At 41.9% G+C, this 16787-nt stretch carries 14 protein-coding genes, 1 pseudogene and 1 riboswitch; of the genes and pseudogenes, 2 read left to right on the top strand and 13 right to left on the bottom strand.

Going from position 1 to position 16787, the window contains the following annotated elements; all coding sequences use genetic code 11:
- Window positions 1–151 precede the first annotated feature (151 nt).
- From AC1Z3S_RS01470 to AC1Z3S_RS01420, 11 genes are all read right to left on the bottom strand, one after another.
- Window positions 152–1240, bottom strand: a complete 1089-nt coding sequence (locus AC1Z3S_RS01470; protein ID WP_461738863.1) for an NADH-dependent flavin oxidoreductase — start codon at window positions 1238–1240, stop codon at window positions 152–154.
- 85 nt (window positions 1241–1325) lie between these two features.
- On the bottom strand, window positions 1326–2159 hold the full coding sequence (gene thiD, locus AC1Z3S_RS01465) for a bifunctional hydroxymethylpyrimidine kinase/phosphomethylpyrimidine kinase (protein ID WP_461738862.1): 834 nt from the start codon (window positions 2157–2159) through the stop codon (window positions 1326–1328).
- Window positions 2160–2789, bottom strand: a complete 630-nt coding sequence (gene thiE / locus AC1Z3S_RS01460) for a thiamine phosphate synthase (protein ID WP_461739412.1) — start codon at window positions 2787–2789, stop codon at window positions 2160–2162.
- Between the two features lie 2 nt (window positions 2790–2791).
- On the bottom strand, window positions 2792–3637 hold the full coding sequence (gene thiM, locus AC1Z3S_RS01455; protein WP_461738861.1) for a hydroxyethylthiazole kinase: 846 nt from the start codon (window positions 3635–3637) through the stop codon (window positions 2792–2794).
- Entirely contained in the window at window positions 3618–4106 is a 489-nt protein-coding gene (gene thiW, locus AC1Z3S_RS01450; protein ID WP_461739411.1) for an energy coupling factor transporter S component ThiW, read from the bottom strand. Before thiW ends, thiM begins: the two co-directional genes overlap by 20 nt.
- A 266-nt stretch (window positions 4107–4372) precedes the next feature.
- Window positions 4373–4461: riboswitch (TPP riboswitch) on the bottom strand.
- 50 nt (window positions 4462–4511) lie between these two features.
- A complete protein-coding gene (locus AC1Z3S_RS01445; protein WP_461738860.1) occupies window positions 4512–4913 on the bottom strand; it encodes a VOC family protein in 402 nt (133 codons plus the stop codon).
- Between the two features lie 71 nt (window positions 4914–4984).
- The gene (locus AC1Z3S_RS01440; RefSeq protein WP_461738859.1) at window positions 4985–5332 is read right to left on the bottom strand and encodes an HIRAN domain-containing protein; all 348 of its coding nucleotides are present in this window, start codon (window positions 5330–5332) and stop codon (window positions 4985–4987) included.
- A gap of 107 nt (window positions 5333–5439) precedes the next feature.
- Window positions 5440–5964 (bottom strand): dihydrofolate reductase family protein, encoded by a 525-nt coding sequence (locus tag AC1Z3S_RS01435; protein WP_461738858.1) that lies wholly within the window; start codon window positions 5962–5964, stop codon window positions 5440–5442.
- A gap of 238 nt (window positions 5965–6202) precedes the next feature.
- Window positions 6203–6412, bottom strand: coding sequence for a hypothetical protein (locus tag AC1Z3S_RS01430; protein WP_461738857.1), 210 nt, complete (start codon window positions 6410–6412; stop codon window positions 6203–6205).
- A 124-nt stretch (window positions 6413–6536) separates the two neighbouring features.
- Window positions 6537–7556: a cytochrome d ubiquinol oxidase subunit II gene (gene cydB, locus AC1Z3S_RS01425; RefSeq protein ID WP_461738856.1), complete on the bottom strand. Its 1020-nt coding sequence runs from the start codon at window positions 7554–7556 to the stop codon at window positions 6537–6539.
- The gene (locus tag AC1Z3S_RS01420) at window positions 7553–9028 is read right to left on the bottom strand and encodes a cytochrome ubiquinol oxidase subunit I (protein WP_461738855.1); all 1476 of its coding nucleotides are present in this window, start codon (window positions 9026–9028) and stop codon (window positions 7553–7555) included. Before AC1Z3S_RS01420 ends, cydB begins: the two co-directional genes overlap by 4 nt.
- A gap of 496 nt (window positions 9029–9524) precedes the next feature.
- On the opposite strand from AC1Z3S_RS01420, the gene AC1Z3S_RS01415 reads away from it, so the two are divergent.
- Window positions 9525–12926 carry a CapA family protein gene (locus AC1Z3S_RS01415; RefSeq protein WP_461738854.1) on the top strand — a complete coding sequence of 1134 codons (3402 nt, stop codon included), beginning with the start codon at window positions 9525–9527 and terminating at the stop codon, window positions 12924–12926.
- A gap of 513 nt (window positions 12927–13439) precedes the next feature.
- Complete coding sequence (locus tag AC1Z3S_RS01410) at window positions 13440–14162, top strand: hypothetical protein (RefSeq protein ID WP_461735782.1); 723 nt, start codon at window positions 13440–13442, stop codon at window positions 14160–14162.
- Window positions 14163–14458: 296 nt separating this feature from the next.
- Here AC1Z3S_RS01410 and AC1Z3S_RS01405 read toward each other — a convergent pair whose 3' ends face one another.
- Window positions 14459–15718 (bottom strand): MalY/PatB family protein, encoded by a 1260-nt coding sequence (locus AC1Z3S_RS01405; RefSeq protein WP_461738853.1) that lies wholly within the window; start codon window positions 15716–15718, stop codon window positions 14459–14461.
- Window positions 15719–16777: pseudogene (locus AC1Z3S_RS01400) on the bottom strand (M24 family metallopeptidase). It abuts the gene before it with no gap.
- Between the last annotated feature and the right edge of the window lie 10 nt (window positions 16778–16787).

The raw sequence follows: 16787 nt of genomic DNA, 5'->3' as shown, positions 1-16787 counted from the left end.
GCAAACTACTTTTCCTTTTAGCCTAAGTCCACGTTCCTCTGAACCAAGCCTGAAAATTTCATTCGCTTTAACAAATCGAAATAATTACGATTTGAACTATAATAATTTAACAGCTTTTTAGGAATTTGTCAAAAATTGTTACTCGCAGATTTTATTTATCTAAACGAATGGTATTAACAAAATCCCAGAGGCTAGTGCCCCGCAGCGTTCTGTTAGCGGAATCCAAGTCACTTACGCGATGAACTGGCTGTTGAGTTAAAACTTTTTCGCCCCAGTCAGGATCAATAATCAAAGCCTGTCCGACCGCAGCTAAATCAGCATGGTTCAACAATGCTTCAACGTCAGCTGCTTCTTCAATGCCGCCAACAGCTACTAATGGCACCCGACCGGCAATTTTTTCCTGTAGATAATCGACAATACTTTTTTCTTGAAATTCTTTTTGAACAGAAACACGTTGGTATTCATTTAAAGAGACATGGAGATAATCTAAATTTTTTTCTGCTAATTGGTCAACTAAATATAAAGTATCCTCCATGCGAATGCCTGGTGTTTCATATTCTTCTGGAGAAAAGCGATAGCCAACGATAAAATCGGTTGACTTTTCTTTACCGGCCGCCAATATTTCATCGACTAAGATATCAATAAAATGAAATCTTTTGACTAGACTGCCGCCCCACTCATCTTCCCGTCGATTAGAATGAGGAGAGAAAAATTGCTGAATCAAGTAAGTGTTAGCGCCGTGGATTTCGACACCGTCAAAACCGGCTGCCACCGCCCGCTTGGTAGCCGCCTTAAAATCGGTAATCACTTGTAAAACTTCTTCCCCGGTCAAAGCCCGTGGCGTCGGTGCGCCTGGTCGTTCGGCCGCTACGGCACTGGCTGAAACCGGTTCAGCACCATTTAAAATATTTTTTGGCGACATCCGGCCGCCGTGAAAGATTTGCAAAATTGCTTTCGCCCCGCCGGCTTTAATCGCTGTCGCTAGTTTAGTTAAATTGGGAATAAATTTATCATCGTAGACGCCAAGTTCTCCAGCCCAGCCTTGGCCGACTGCCTGCACATTGGCAGCGCCAGTGATGACCGCTCCAATCGCTTGGCTACGATTTTGATAATACGTAATTTCATCCTGCGTGATTATCCCATTAAAAAAACTCATTTGCGTGGTCATTGGGGCCAGCATCAAGGGATTGCGCAGTATTACGCCATTTTTCAGTGTCACCGGTTGATTAATTTTTGTCATGCAAATCGCTCCTTTTTTGAATACTACAAATCTAGCATGAAAAAAAACAATCAGCAAAAATTTAGTCTGCTGATTGTCAGGTCGATTACATATTTTCTTCTATTATAAATTCAACCGCTTCACTTGGTTGGGCCCAATGGTTGGTTGGGCCGTGACCATGTCCCACTGAGATTCCCTCAGAAATTGCGCCTTGAATAAATTCTTTGGCAATAATGATTGCAGTTTCTAAGTCGGTCCCTTTAGCTAATTCTGCGGCGATGCAGGCCGAGAAGGTATCTCCGGTCCCGTGGGTATTTTCAGTTTCCACTCGGGGTGTTTTCAGCCAAAATGCTTTTTGATTGGCCAATAAAATAAAATCGGCAGCCTGTGGATCGGCACTATGCCCGCCTTTGATGATTACATTTTTAGCGCCTATTGCTTGAATATCTTTAGCCGCTTGAATCATCTCGGCGGCTGTTTTAATTTCTCTGCCTAAGATCACTTCGGCCTCCGGTAAATTAGGCGTGACCACTGTCGCAAGCGGGAGTAATTTTTCTTTGATAACAGCCACTGCCGCATCCTGCAATAAAGGATGACCACCCTTTGCAATCATCACCGGATCAACAATTAATGGTCCAAAATCATATTTTTTCAAATTTTCAACGACGGTTTCCACCCGCTCAATGTCTGCCAGCATTCCTGTTTTACAGGCTTTGATAGCAAAATCGGCGGCTAAAGATGCAAATTGAGCATCGATAAATGCGCTGGGAATCGCTAAGCTATCTTGGACGCCGTAAGTATTTTGGGCAGTCAAGGCCACGATAATGCTCATGCCAAATGCATGACGGGCTTGAAACGTTTTTAAATCCGCCTGAATACCGGCGCCGCCCCCAGAATCACTGCCGGCAATTGTGACGACTTGCGGAGTTTTATTTTGCATTTATTTCTCCTCCAATAATTCATTCATTTTTTGATTTAAGCTGCGGACTTTTTCGGCGACTGTATCTGCCTTCATAATCTCACTGACCACTGCGATACCAGCAATCCCGCTGCCTGAGAAAGTCTGTAGATTTGTTTCATTAATGCCGCCAATTGCTACCACCGGAATGGCAACCGTTGCTGTGATATCCTTCAAAGTATTTAATGGAGTGACAGGACTGTCTTTGGTTTTCGTGGGAAACATCGCCCCAACTCCCAGATAGTCCGCTCCACTGGCTTGCGCCTCTTTAGCCCGGGCCACGCTCTTTGCCGACACCCCTAAAATTTTATCGCCGATTAATTGTCGCGTCACCGATACCGGTAATTCATCATCGCCGATATGCACACCAGCGGCATCGACAGCCAGACAAATATCGACCCGATCATTAATAATCAAAGGAATCTGATAGGTGTCGGTAATTTTTTTCACCTTGACCGCTAAGTTAAAAAAATCGCCGGTGGTTAAGGTTTTTTCCCGCAGTTGGACTAAAGTGACGCCATTTTCACAGGCCTCTGTAATCACCGACAAAAATTGCTCCTCGGATAAATCAAATGCTCCTGTCACAAGATAAAGCTTCAGTAATTTTTCCATCTTCATAAAACACTCCCCTTTAACTTTTCAAACCAGAGCGACTGCTCCTTTAACAGCGCCAATTGATTGAGGGTCTCCTGGCGAAAATCAGCCAAAGCCTCTGGCGTTCCCAATGTTTGACTGGCAACTTCACCGCATAAATTGAAATAGGTCACAGCGGCCAGCGCTGCCACAATCGTCCGTTGCCCGCTGCCTAAAAAGGCAGCGGCTAAAGCACCGACAATGTCTCCTGTACCGGTAAAATTATCCAACTGCCAGACACCATTTTTCAAAAGCAGGCACTCATTTTTGTTAACCAATACATCCTGCACACCGGTTGCTAAAAAGATCGTTTCAGGATAATCTTGCGCAACTTTTTGTAGTGCAGCGGCTAATTCCTGTAGACCGGCCATTTCCTGATCCAATTGGCTGCCGTCAACGCCACGCCCATGGCTGGTTAACTGACAAAAGCGCCGCAGCTCAGATATATTGCCCTTCACAATTTGCGGCTGGTGCGTCATCAGTTGCCAAGCCAAATCGTAGCGCAGCTGACTAGCAGAAACGCCGACTAAATCAATGACTATTGGCGTCGCCTTTTTTTCAGCAAAAGTAGCGGCGGCTAGTAAATTGGCTTCCCGTTCTGGCGATAAATGTCCTAAATTCAGCAGCAAGCTATCATTTTGCTTAAAGAAATCAGCAAACTCCCGCGGGTCATCCGCCATCACCGGCTTGGCCTCGATATATAAGAGGGCATTTGCGACAGACTCACAGGTGATTTCATTAGTAATACATTGCACCAAAGGACTTTTTTTCAAAGGAAAAATTTCTGCTAGTGCTTTAGTGTAATCTTCAAGCCTTGAGTTTTCCATGGGATTTCCCTCCAAAAATTTGTTGAACACGTTTGAAACTAGGGAGCGGGCTGATTTTTTTCAGCAAAAGCCACGCAACGGCGGAACCAATCAGCGTTGCTCCGATAAACCTTGGTGTATAAATAAACCAATAAAGACTTTGGCTACTACCAGTAAAAAGAACCATCACTGGATAGGATAAAACTGAACCGAGAATACCTGTGCCGATAATTTCCCCCAGCATCGCTCCAATTGGTTTTTGAAATAGACGAAAGCCAATGCCTGCTAAGGCTGCTCCAAAAACTGCCCCTGTTAATGCTAACGGCGGAATGCCTAATAAGGTCATTCGAATGATGCCGCAGACCAGCGCCATCACCGTTGCAAAAAATGGTCCCAGCAAAACACCAGCGATAATATTCATAACGCTGGACATTGGTGCCATCCCTTCGATGCGAAACAGTGGTGATAACACGACATCTAGCGCAATCATCAGTCCTAAAAAAGCTAGGCGAAATACTTTTTGCGAATGGGTCATCTGTTCCTCCTTATTTTCCGATTTAACTGTCTTAGTTATTTCTTAGCTTAAATTTTTAGTTCAACAACAAAAAGCCATTTATTTTCTATTCACTTAGAAAACAAATGGCGGCTAGAAAAAAGAGGCAGCGACAATAGTCCAACAAAGCGCAACTTTCAAAGATTCTCAACGAATACTTGAAAATGGCTCCGTTAACAGATTAGCGTCACAGCCTCTGAAAAATTCAGTCATTGACATTTCCCTTCGGCAGTTTTAACTGCGGCAGGTTCAATGGGTATAATCTCAGCATAGTGCACCCCAAATGTTTCTTTATTTAATTGTTTTTAGTATAGCACAAGTCTGCTAAAGAAAAGCCAGTCTTTATGAAAAAGCCATCCAAGTCGGCTCCATCAAATTGCCATCAGGGTCTTCCACTTCCAGTTGAACCATCTGTTCTTCGGGAATCCCCATCTCTAAATGATAGAAATCGCCGCCATTAGCTTTGGCGGTTGCGGCAAATTTTTTGACTGCATCACCGCTAGCTAAACCAAAGGCTACCATCGATCCGCTGTGGGTGTGGGGATTGGCAATCTTTTTATCCCGAATAAAACCTTGGTAAAAATCATGGGTCAACAGCATAATCCAAAAATTATCGTCCCAGACTAGTGCCGCCGAATGCTCATTGGAAAAATCGCGATTTTGCCGAAAGCCTAGTGCTTCGTAAAAATTGATAGAACGAGTCAAATCTGTCACTGGAAAGTTTACAAAAACCATTGTACTCATCAGAACACCTACTTTTTTTAAACCAGTATCACAAGTTTCTGCCATTTTGTAAAAATATCTGCTTTGATTTTTTACTTCCGGCCATCCTTGAGCATCACAACAACGCGAAATTGGCGTTCAGGATGGCTGTCTTTATTGACAGCTTGAATAAAGGCTTCAAACATTTCGCCGTAGCCATAATATAAGAGCTGGCTGAGCACTTGATTTTTGCCCCTAGGTACATAGCCAATTTTCTTATCTTGATAATAAACCGCCACAGCTTCAGGATCGTGGGGATTGTCCGGTTCAGCCTGAAGGGTTACCGGCTTGCCCCAGTTCAACTCTTCTGCCACATGAATCCCATCCCAATAGGCAAAGCCGGCCAAATGAAAGTCGCTGAAATGGCGACTTGGTTCACTTTTTTTGAATTCATTCATCATTTTAAAAGCGCCTCCTTTTCTTTTATTATAACAAAAGTTATCGGAAGCGGTAGCATTCATCGGCAATAGCTGACTATTTTAAAAAAATTCCTACAACCTTTTTAGTTTTATTTTTCCCGCTGATAATGCAGCTCAACAAATTCTCCCATGATTGTCGTATCTACTAGCTTCAGACGTTGCTGATAGTCCGCCTCTTCAAAAAGGCGTTTGCCTTTGCCTAGTAAAATCGGGGTAATCTGAATCCACCATTCATCAATCAAGTCTGCTTGAATCAGCTCGGTCACGAGGCCACCACCGCCGACGATCCAAATCATTTTTTCCTCTTGAGCTTTTAATTGTGAAATAAAAGCAGCCGGCTCCTGCTTCACCACAATTGCATCGGGCAAGTCAGCCGTTAGAGTGTTGGAAAACACATAATTTTGCTTGCCGGGATTTAACGGCTCGCCGGCTAGAATCTTTTTGGTCTCCTGATAGCTGATGCGACCCATCACAGCCGAGCCAATTTTTTCGTAAAAGGCGCTGTAAGTTTCGACACCGCCTTGATTGGTCTCAAACAACCATTCCAGGCTGTCCTTTTGGTCTGCTAAAAAACCATCTAAACTGATGGCCCCGTAAAACGCTACTTTTGCCATTGCGCTCTGTCCTTTCCTGTCAAGTTTCTTCTATTTAAAACCCATTATCATCGGAAAAGAACCGTAACACAAGAAAAAACTATGACCAACAAAGTAGCTGCTGCTGAACTTACCAAGTTCTTTACCTGCGAATTTTTTTTGCAAGTAAGAACCTATTCAGCAAGTTGTTAGTGCTACAATCAAAGTCATAGTTTTTACCTTTAAAATTTCCAATTAAAGTAGTCTTTATGTTTCAGCTTCAAGGCTGATCTTCACCGGGATCTTGGCGACCATATCCTTTGGCAGTACGGTACACGCCCACTCCCAAAAGAAATAATCCTAAGCCAACTAGAGACAATTGGCCGACAGTATCACCGAAAAATGGCGTAATCCATAGATGCCAAGAAAAAACCCATGCTAAAGGAATCAAGGCAACAATGATCCACAATAATTTTTTTATAAGTGTCATCTTATCCCCTCCTATTTCATCTCAAGTGATTCAACTTCTTCTAATAAGATTGTTTACTAGCCAACTGTCTTTCCTTTTACAAAACAGTGGACTACAACAAACTGGAAAAACGGAACAAGTGCTCCTAATAATTTATTTCGCTATCAGGCACGTCATAATATTTATTAATCATATGATAGGCCGTAATCTGTAAAATTGTCATCAGTGGCAGCATTGCTGCTGATCCGACTGCCACCCACAATTGTGATTCCCGACCACTGGCAGCGTCCATAATCGACAGCGCGGGCCCGGCACTGTTCACAATTACATTGGGATACAAACCTTGGAAAATAATTCCCATAAAGGCGGCGATACAAACGACCGCCAGCCAAAAAATCAGCTGATGCCTTTGGCTAGTTCTCAGTAAGTAAGCCATGCTGAGGCTGCAAACTACTATAACCACAATTAAAAAGGTAATCGCTGCAAAATGGGTATTGAAAACATTGGTAGCATTTGCCAAAAGAATAACTTCAAGCACCGCAAGCACAATAAAAATTAGATTAACGACCCGCAATTTTTTGCCTAGTGAGGCCTGCAGTTCCGCTGAAACTTTTTTTATCACACGGGCTAAACCGATTTGTAGACAGGCAGCCATTAACAACAGCGCAGAACAAATCGTGAAGGGAGTGAAGACATCCCCCATCGTGATATAGATAAAATTATCGCGAATCGGCACGCCTTTTAAAATGCTGGAAAACACAATGCCTAAGATAAAAGGCGGAACTAAGCTGCCTAGGAAAAGTCCCCAATCCCACAGCCGATTATAAGTTTTGGAACGCCATTTTTTACGATAATCAAAGGCCACGCCTCTAAACATAAAGAAGACTAACAGCAAAATGAAAAACAGATAAAAGCCCGAGGTCAAGGCCGCATACCAATGGGGAAAAGCGCCAAAGACTAACGCCATGCCGGCCACTAACCAAGTTTCATTGCCACCCCAGACTGGTCCGGAGGTGCGGACGATTTCATCTCGGTCGCCGTTATCTTTGACAAAGAAGGTCGCCATGCCGGCGCCAAAATCTGTTCCTCCTAAGATGAAAAACATGGTCAACTCGATGGAGACTAAAATAAATAAGGCAAATTGTAAATTCGTTGGTGAACTCATGATTTACTGACCCCCTCAAAAAAATTATTTTCTAGGCTTGCCGGAGGATCGTAATTGCCGTGAATATTCGGCGCACCTTTTTTCAGCGTGCGATGGGTAATAGTCAGCACAGTACCGAGTAAAAGTAAATCCATGATGGCTAACAGCGTGACCGAGGTAATAATTTTAGCCGGTGTCATATCCGGCGAGACGGCGTCTAATTGGGTAAATATTCCATAGACGACAAACGGATAACGGCCGACTTCGGCAACTACCCAACCGGTGACGATAGTCACATAAGGGAACCACATACTGACTCCAAAAGCCTTCAGCAGGCGCGGATGTTCTTCGATTGATTTTTTCTTGCGATACAGTAATAATAAGCCCACCGTTCCCAAAACAACATAATAATACCCGGAATAAAACATCCAGCGCATACACCAAAAGAGCAGTGTTACCGGCGGATAATAGCTCATCTCGCCATCGTAAGAAGCCGCAACCTCTGAATCATATTTTTCATGATATGTTTTGGCAATCTCATTCATCCCTTCAGCTCCGCCGACAAAGGTTCCGTTGCCAAAATAACTTCCCAGCCCCGGAATTCCGATTCCGGTGGACGTATGCTCACTTTCATTAATCCAAGCGGCAATGTCCCACGGGGCGCCAGTTGTATCGCTGCCTTCGTTTTCATAGCGGCCTTCAACGGCAGCAAATTTCATCGCCTGTAACGCTCCGCTGGCAGTAATTTGATTGTCCCCCATCTGCTGTTGGATAATCGCAAATGGTAAAAACATCAAGACACCGATTTGAATTGATTTTTTAAAAATTTTGCGGTCACGCTTTTTGAGAATCTGCCATGCCGAAACGCCGCAGACCACGAGGCCGCCTAAAATCATAATGGCCCCTAAAACGTGAAGTGCCTCTGGCCAGTATTGCGGATTTTGGACTAGTGACAGCACGCTGTCTAAGCGCGCGCGGCCCCCCTCCATCGTAAAACCAACCGGATTTTGCATAAACGCATTGATCATAATGATCCAAACAACTGAAAATAATGAGGTAAATAAGAGCAGTGCTGCAAATAAAACGTGGAGCTTCTTGTTGATTTTCCCCCAAGTAAACCGCCATAGTCCGATTAGCGTGGATTCCATAAAGAAAGCCATAATCCCCTCCAACGCTAACGGAACGCCAATGACATCGCCGAAGAAGTAAGCGTATGCCGACCAGTTCATCCCAAATTGAAACTCCATAATCAAACCAGTAACAACACCTGTCGCAAAACTGAAAAAATACAGCTTTGCAAAAAACAAGGCTAGGCGGCCATAATGCTCGTTTTCTTTTTTGCCAAATACATAAATTAATTCAAAAATCAGTGTCGCCGCCATTAACCCAATGGTCGTCGGCACAAAAAAGAAATGCATAATCGCCGTCATAGCAAATTGAATCCGTGACATCGTCGTCACGAACATCATCGAACCAATCATAAACCTTCCCACCTTTCCCCTTTTTTGAAAAAACGCTTTCTTTACATCTTCAATAATACTACCATCTTCAAATTTAAGCTATTTTTTTTAGTTTGCAGACAAAAAATAATCTTTTTTATCATTATTTCTGTTTCATTTTTGATAAATCCCGCTAGAATACGGGTTAAATTCACCAAGACTATTCCTTAGTCCCACCTTTTTTGGTATACTAAAAAGTGTCTGTCAAGAATTGAGAATTTTTTTATGAAATTAGCATTTTCGTTTTCAAATTCATTTTAAAAATCCCGGTCGTTTGACTACTTTGCTAGTTAAATTATTTTTGACGAAAAACATGAGCTACATCAAAAATAGATATTGTCTTACAGGTGACAAATGATACAATAATAAAAGGATGAGCGTCGTTTCTTTCTATAATTAGGCGCTATTTTTTACATATCATTTGGCAGCGGAGTCTATCTTTAGTTAAACGTATTTACCAGATCGAATTATTTAATTAGGAGTTGAGAGAATGAAGTCAGCAGAAAAAAATCTTTTTGCGACAACGAAGTTAATTTTTAACAAAGACCGCATTATCGAGCAACGTCCTCTAGGAAATCGGGTATCTCCTTGGGGAACTAGTAATCTGCTATTGTACCTGGCAGTGTTACAGGATTTAGAAAACAACCGTTTGACCCCGACGCAAGAAATCGTCTTTTCTCAGGCTGCAGCCCAAGAAGGTCAAGCTTTGCGGGGAACACGGGCAACTGAAGGAGAAAAACGCTTATTAATCGACGTCTTAAACCAAGCGATTTCTTTAAATGCACCAGACTGTATTATGGCGTTATTTGAAGTCTACGGCAGCCGCAGTCAAGGGATTGACCGCATTAACCAACTGGGCAATGAGTTAGAAATTTCTTTCTTCTCCCGTCTAACTGGTACTGGTCGGAAAATCCAAGGCCAATTATCAAATGTTTTTGATTATTATAAAATTGGTGTGGCCTTTTTAAACTTATCTAAATCAAGCTTCCAATATATTGCCAACCGTGACCATGTCATCAATGGTCAATTGTATCCTGCGCAATCGGTTTTAGATAAACAAGGGATGACTTTAGCCAGCATTTTCTGGGGCACCGATCAATCTGACTGCTTTGTCTTTTATGAAGACCAACAGGAAGTTTTGTGCTCTATCGTAATCAACGGGGCTAGCTATGTGCACACTTCGCAATTAGCCTTTAACCAATTACCAGAAACTAGCGAGTTCGATGAAATTGAAATTGAATCACCAATTATCAACTTCTTAGGCGACACTTATTTCGGTGAATACTTTACAGATATTCGCCGCAGCAATCGGATTAAAGATGCGTTGCAAGAGCATGGTTACGCTCATTCTATGGCAAACTTAGCGACTAAGATGCCAGAAGATCAATTTAATATCGTGACCTATGAAGGTGTCTTAACAAAACCTGGGCAAGAAAGTACCTTAGCCCGCAAAGTCTTCTTATTTGGCGGCGACGAAAAAGCGACGGTTGGCGAATTAGCTCACCGCAATACGTCTTTAGTCAACTTAGGGACTAACCACAGCATGGACTTTGGGGATGAATCTTTAGGCGAAACCATTGACGCCTTCACTCATCAACACATCAACACAATCGGTGCTGGCAAAAACTTAGAGGATGCGTTGCGACCAATTGTCTTAACTTACAATTACCGTCAAAAAACGGCGATTTTCTCTGGTTATTGGTACCGCCGTTTTGTCGATGAAAACTATGATTTTTATGCCAACAAAGCCAAAGCCGGCGTAGCTGCTTTAAATGGTTTATTGCTTGAAAAAATCAAACAATTTAAGAAACAGCATCCAGATATTTTCGTGACCGTCTTAGCTCATTGGGGCAACAGCTTTGAAAATATTCATGAAGACCAAAGAGAAATTGCCCAGCAGTTAGTAGCTGCCGGCACTGATTTAATCTTGGGAACTGGCCCCCATAAAGTCCAACCGATTGAAGAAATCGACGGAACAACTGTGGTTTACAGCATGGGAAATGGTGTCTTCAACAGCGATGGAGAAGAATTTAAACAAACCGATGCTTTACCATACGGCTATTTCTTAAAATGGGATATTTCTAATCACAAGATTCAAACCTATCCATTTAACAACTACAATCCAGAAACTTTCTGGCAGCCAAGCTTTATCAAAGCGTCTGAACCAGGCAGCGTCTTCGCTGACTTGAAAACAGTCGATCCGGCGAATAAATTTAATCATCCAGTGATTGATCAAGAAGGCTATTTATTATTTGAATTCCCATTAAATAATGCGGAACCAAAAGATGAAAACCACAATCCAGTCTTTAAAGTGCGGGATGAATTTTCTAAATTATTTGAAGGCTATTTCTTAAATGAAAATCTTTTATATGATTTGAAAATTGATCACATCAGCTTTATGGCGCAAAATATTAAACAGCGGAAATGGCAAAACGTGGCCTTCTTGGCTTTAACGCCAGAAAGCCAAAAAGCTTTAGTCCCAGCTAACAACAACTGGCAGCCGGTCCATGGCAATCAAGACTACATGACTCAAGGCATCAGCAGCCAAGTCTCTTTAATTGTCACAGATGAACCAATTCAAGAATTGGCCAATGAAGTACCGCAATTTATCGTGCCAAATACTCTGCGCTTCGTTTACGAATATGCAAGTATGGCAGCGGAAAATTATAAGGGCGAATTGATTACAATTACTGGTAGCACCGGCAAAACATCAACTCGTTTAATGCTGTCTCATCTATTGAAGGACAAAAAGCCATTTGAAAATACTGGGAATGCCAATCTGCATTTACCAACGTTAAATATGACGTTAGAACTTGCAAGTCAACCGAAAGTTTCACTGTTTGAAGTTGCTGCTTCAGCACTGAACGGTCTAGCTTACGGAAATAACGCTTATCTATGGGAAAGCGAAGCGGCTATCTTCACTTCCTTTGGTTCTTCACCAGAAGCGAAGGGCGACGAGCAAAATCTACGGATTAACAACGATATCTTTAAAGGCGTGAAAAATGGCGGCTACGCAATTATCAATGCCGATATCGATGAAAAATATCTGTGGCGCATTATCAAGCAAGCCAAATCACAAAACTTAAACGTTCGTCTCTTCAGCCTGCACAATTCAGCAGCTGACTGTTACGTAATCGATAAGATTGTAGATAAAGATAAGACAACTGTTTCACTATTGTTGTCTGGTAAGTTCGTTCACTTTACTTTAACCAATGATAGTGACGGCCAAATTCAAAATGCTTTAAGCGTACTCTTAACCTTGGATAGCCTAGGCTATGATGTTAAAGAATACACCGATAAGCTAGAAAGTTTCCGCAGCCTGCCGCGGGTATTAGAAACAATTGACGTGACTGTCAACAAACATCAAGTAACTGTTTTAGATGATACGTACAGTAGCTCAACTGAAGCTGCCATTGACGGAATTAAATTATTTACCGAAAAGAAAGTCTTCTACGCTGGTAAGAAATTTATTGTTCTCGGTCAAATCGCTGACTTCGGCCGCTTTAGCCGCGAGGAACATTTACGCCTGTTGCCTTATTTAGAGGCTGCTGGTGCAGATAAGATTTATCTATGGGGCGAAGCCTTTGAAGCCTTGGCGAACGATCTGCCAAATGGCACTTGGTTCAAAGAAAAAGACAATCTTGTTCAAGCCTTGGAGGAAAATCTTGATGATAATTCCTTTATCTACATCAAGGGTTCCCATGCGAGTCGCTTCTATGAAATTGTCGACCGTTTGAAATCTCAACGCAATGTACCATTTACAAATGTTGCTGAAGATACAGCCGCTGAAGTGGTTGAAACACCAACGGTAACACCAGAGATTCATCCTTCTGTCGCTGCATCATTAATGGATGCCACTGAAGATGAAGCTGATACAACAGAAACAGAATAAGCGTAATCTAAAAAGATTCTTTTAGGAATGTCGTGTTCCTGAAAGAATCTTTTTTTCTGTATGCTATTTTACTTGTTGGAGAATCAGCCCCTATGCTTTTCAAATTTGCTTTTGAGTGCGGCATATTTTCTACTTTTGTTCAGTCCATCAGCAAGGGAACAACCTGTCTATTTAATTATTTTCAAATTTAGTTTAACTAAAAAATTGCAATTAAAATAACAACGGTTATATGCCTTTTCTATGAACTTCCTAAAGAAAAAATTAAGATATTTTCAAATTAATTTCTATTTAAGTCCGGCAGATTCCGCTCATTTTAAAGGGATTATCCAATTAAAGAAGGCTTTCAACAAATTTAACCCCTTTAATTTTTCATAATTTAAAAATAAATTCAACGATTCCGGTATTGGAATAAAATTCAAAATATAACTAACAGTTCAATAAATTGACGATGAATCTCCTAAAGAATAGACTAGGCAACGAATCAAAAACAAAAATCTTAGGAGATGTTACATTATGTTTAAAAAAGCAATTATTAGCGGGGTTAGCCTTGCAGCCTTAACAGTTTTATTAGCAGCTTGTGGATCAAGCACAACTTCTTCCAGCTCAAGCAGCACAAGTGAATCGACTTCTATGAGTTCTTCCATGAGCACTAGCTCTTCTAGTGAAGCAACTGCTACTAGCGCAACAGCTGGCGAAATTATCGGTAGTGATACCAGTTCAGATGGTTCTGCTAAAGAAATTACATTACCAGGCGATACAGTAACTTTTGAAGTACCGGTTTCTAGCAGCGAAGAATATTTACACTTTGCCTTCATGCACGCAGCTTCTGGTGAAAAAGGTTGGTATTTTGCTCCTGAATCTGAAGATGGTATTGCTTTGAGCTCTTCAATGTTTGATGATACTGACACAGTGGATATCACTGACCAAATCGCTTTGTTTGCCGCTCCTGATGCAACAACCTCAACTGCAGTGACAGCTAACGATGGCGATTTAGTATATGGCACTTCTGATAACTACTTGAAAGCCACTGTTACAATGGAAAATGATATGTATGTAATCACTATTGAAAATACTTCAACTGGTGACTATGAAACGCCATTCTCTTCTGGTGTTTGGGAAGTAACTGATATGAAAGAAACTAGCTTTGACCACACTGCTTCTGCCGCCCTTTCTACATTGGCAACCTCTGGTAAACGGGCTGACCTTTACACAGAAGTTTCAGAAGCTAGCAAATAATTTTTAATTCGCATATTTCTCAAAAAAACAGACACAGTTATTGCCATTTCTGCTATCTTTACTATAAATCAAAAATCCCCCCGATTTTTGGATAGTTACTAACTATATATAAATAAGTTTTTAGCCTTCTGTTCCAGTATTTTTGGGAATAGGAGGCTATTTTTATTTCATGGATAGCAGGAAAAATCTCAGGACAGAAAACACAATAACAGCCTCTTAAAATGAAAAAATATTTACCCTCTTAAAAATAAAAAAATCGGTGACCCACTTTGGCGCAACCTCAAAAAATCAGTTTTTTAAACCTGATTTTTTGAGGTCGTTACACTTAAATGGACCAACCGATTTTTATTTGTTTCAACTATTGGTGACTGCTTTCGAATTTTTTGTCGCTGATAGGCTATCTCAATCCGTTCCAGTGCTTCTAATAATAATTTTCTAGGCATGCCAATACTTAAGCGAACGAAGCCTTCCCCGTCTTGGACGAAATAGCTGCCCACCACCATTGTCAAATTGGCCTCCGTGAAAAAGGCGGTCATCTCTGCCTCATTATCAAACCAATTGTGGACGTCGATCCAAGCTAAAAAAGAAGAATCGGCTGGCATAACGGTAGCTTCAGGAATTTTTTCAAAAAAATGATAGACGATTTGCAGATTTTCGGCAACGTAATCAATCATCTCATCCAGCCAGGCTTCACTTTCGTTGTAGGCGGCAATTATAGCTGGCACGGCAAACACATGGGGTGACGTGATGGAATTGCGTTTTAATTGTTCCAATAAAATTTCTCTGACCGCCTGATTGGGAATCACCACATAGGAAGTCTTCAGGCCGCCGAGGTTAAAGCCCTTATTCGGTGATACGCATAAAATACTCTGCTCTTTAATTTCGGGACAAGCATTCCAGATGGAGGTAAAGACCTGATCTTTAAAGACTATATCCCGATGAATTTCATCGCAGACTAGAAGCACCTGATACTTTAGACATAGATCAGCCACTTGACGTAGCTCGTCTTTCGTCCAAATTCTACCAGAAGGATTTTGCGGACTACAGAAGATAAAAACTTTAATTTGACCAGTTGCCATCAAGCTCTCCATATTTTCAAAATCTAAGTAATAGCGATTATCGTGATTGATTAGCGGACTACAAAATAATTCCCGCTGATTGTGAACAACGGCTTCGGCAAAAGGATCGTAGGCTGGGGTATTGATTAAAACGCCGTCACCGATTTCCGTATAAGCCTGCACGATATAATGCAGGGTTGAAACTGTACCAAAGGTCAGCTTAATCCAATCTTTTTCAATTGTTGTTTGATAGCGCCGTTGATTCCAGTTAATCACGGCTTCATAGAATTCATCGGGGATATAGGTATAGCTATAATCACCGACACTGGCCCGCTGCTGAATCGCCCGTTGAATGGCCGGCGCTACTTCAAAATCAATATCCGCTAAATCCATCGGAATGGCCTCTTCGTCAAGGCCAAATTTTTCTTTTAAAACGGTGTTGCTCCACTTGCGGGCATTACCAGCCTTACGGTCGATTACTTTATCAAAATCGTACATCTACTCACCTACAATCAACAATTCTTTAGTTGTTTTATTCAATGGAACACCCCGGCCATTTTGAATCACGACATCGTCTTCAATTCTGACACCGCCGATTTCTGGTAAATAAATCCCCGGCTCACAGCTCATCACCATATTTTCCTGTAAAACTGTTTGACTAGCGGGATTTAAAATCGGCAAATCGCCGCCCATGCCAATGCCGTGGCCGAGACCATGACTAAAATACTCCCCATAGCCGGCCTCAGTAATTACTCTGCGGGCCACCTCATCAACATCATGGCCAGTGACACCGACTTGAATAAAATCAGCTGCTGCCTGTTGAGCTTTTTGAACGACGTGATAAATTTCTGCCAATGTTTCAGAGGGCTGACCTAACGCAACGGTTCTCGTCATATCTGATTAGTAATTATCTAAGATAACGCCAAAGTCAATGGTAATCAAATCACCAGCGCTAAACTTTCTTAGAGTTGGCCGACCATGAGGCATGGCACTGCGGGGACCGCTGGCGATAATCGGATCAAAGGCCATCCCACTGGCACCTTTTTTCAACGACAGATATTGCACCAGTGCGCCTAATTCATTTTCCGGCATTCCCGCATGAATCTGCGGCAAAATTTCTTGAAAGACTTCATCAGTTAATCGACAAGCCGCGTTAATTTTGGCAATTTCTTCAGCACTCTTGATAGCCCGCATATTCATAATCTGCTCCTGCCATAATGCCACGGTAAATTCTTTGGTCAGAGCAATGTATTCCTTCAGCGATAAGCCATTTGCTTCAATGGCTAAGTTAGTCAACTGCTGTGCCTTTAAATATTCAAAAATTTTGGGCAGATAACTGCCTTGCGGGACCTCAATATTTTCAAAGCCCGCTGTTTTTTCTTTGATTTCTTGGCGATAGCGACCATCATAAAATTGAATTTGCGAAGAAGGCGTGACAACTAGATAGATGCCACTGCCTCCTAATGAGCCGAAATACAGCTTATTTTCTTTATTTTTTATGATGATGGCATCGCAGTCGGCTGCTGTTAGCAAAGCCTGTAATTTTTCAATTCTCATCCTGCTACTC

Source organism: Enterococcus sp. LJL90, from assembly GCF_056924355.1.
The sequence above is the reverse complement of the archived record's forward strand: the minus strand, read 5'-3'. Positions and strand labels throughout refer to the sequence as shown.

What these genes read in the sequence shown, in the direction of transcription:
- AC1Z3S_RS01470 (WP_461738863.1), bottom strand. Translation starts at nt 1,240, where the DNA reads ATGACAAAAATTAATCAACCGGTGACACTGAAAAATGGCGTAATACTG.
- thiD (WP_461738862.1), bottom strand. Translation starts at nt 2,159, where the DNA reads ATGCAAAATAAAACTCCGCAAGTCGTCACAATTGCCGGCAGTGATTCT.
- thiE (WP_461739412.1), bottom strand. Translation starts at nt 2,789, where the DNA reads ATGGAAAAATTACTGAAGCTTTATCTTGTGACAGGAGCATTTGATTTA.
- thiM (WP_461738861.1), bottom strand. Translation starts at nt 3,637, where the DNA reads ATGGAAAACTCAAGGCTTGAAGATTACACTAAAGCACTAGCAGAAATT.
- thiW (WP_461739411.1), bottom strand. Translation starts at nt 4,106, where the DNA reads ATGATTGCGCTAGATGTCGTGTTATCACCACTGTTTCGCATCGAAGGG.
- AC1Z3S_RS01445 (WP_461738860.1), bottom strand. Translation starts at nt 4,913, where the DNA reads ATGAGTACAATGGTTTTTGTAAACTTTCCAGTGACAGATTTGACTCGT.
- AC1Z3S_RS01440 (WP_461738859.1), bottom strand. Translation starts at nt 5,332, where the DNA reads ATGATGAATGAATTCAAAAAAAGTGAACCAAGTCGCCATTTCAGCGAC.
- AC1Z3S_RS01435 (WP_461738858.1), bottom strand. Translation starts at nt 5,964, where the DNA reads ATGGCAAAAGTAGCGTTTTACGGGGCCATCAGTTTAGATGGTTTTTTA.
- AC1Z3S_RS01430 (WP_461738857.1), bottom strand. Translation starts at nt 6,412, where the DNA reads ATGACACTTATAAAAAAATTATTGTGGATCATTGTTGCCTTGATTCCT.
- cydB (WP_461738856.1), bottom strand. Translation starts at nt 7,556, where the DNA reads ATGAGTTCACCAACGAATTTACAATTTGCCTTATTTATTTTAGTCTCC.
- AC1Z3S_RS01415 (WP_461738854.1), top strand. Translation starts at nt 9,525, where the DNA reads ATGAAGTCAGCAGAAAAAAATCTTTTTGCGACAACGAAGTTAATTTTT.
- AC1Z3S_RS01410 (WP_461735782.1), top strand. Translation starts at nt 13,440, where the DNA reads ATGTTTAAAAAAGCAATTATTAGCGGGGTTAGCCTTGCAGCCTTAACA.
- AC1Z3S_RS01405 (WP_461738853.1), bottom strand. Translation starts at nt 15,718, where the DNA reads ATGTACGATTTTGATAAAGTAATCGACCGTAAGGCTGGTAATGCCCGC.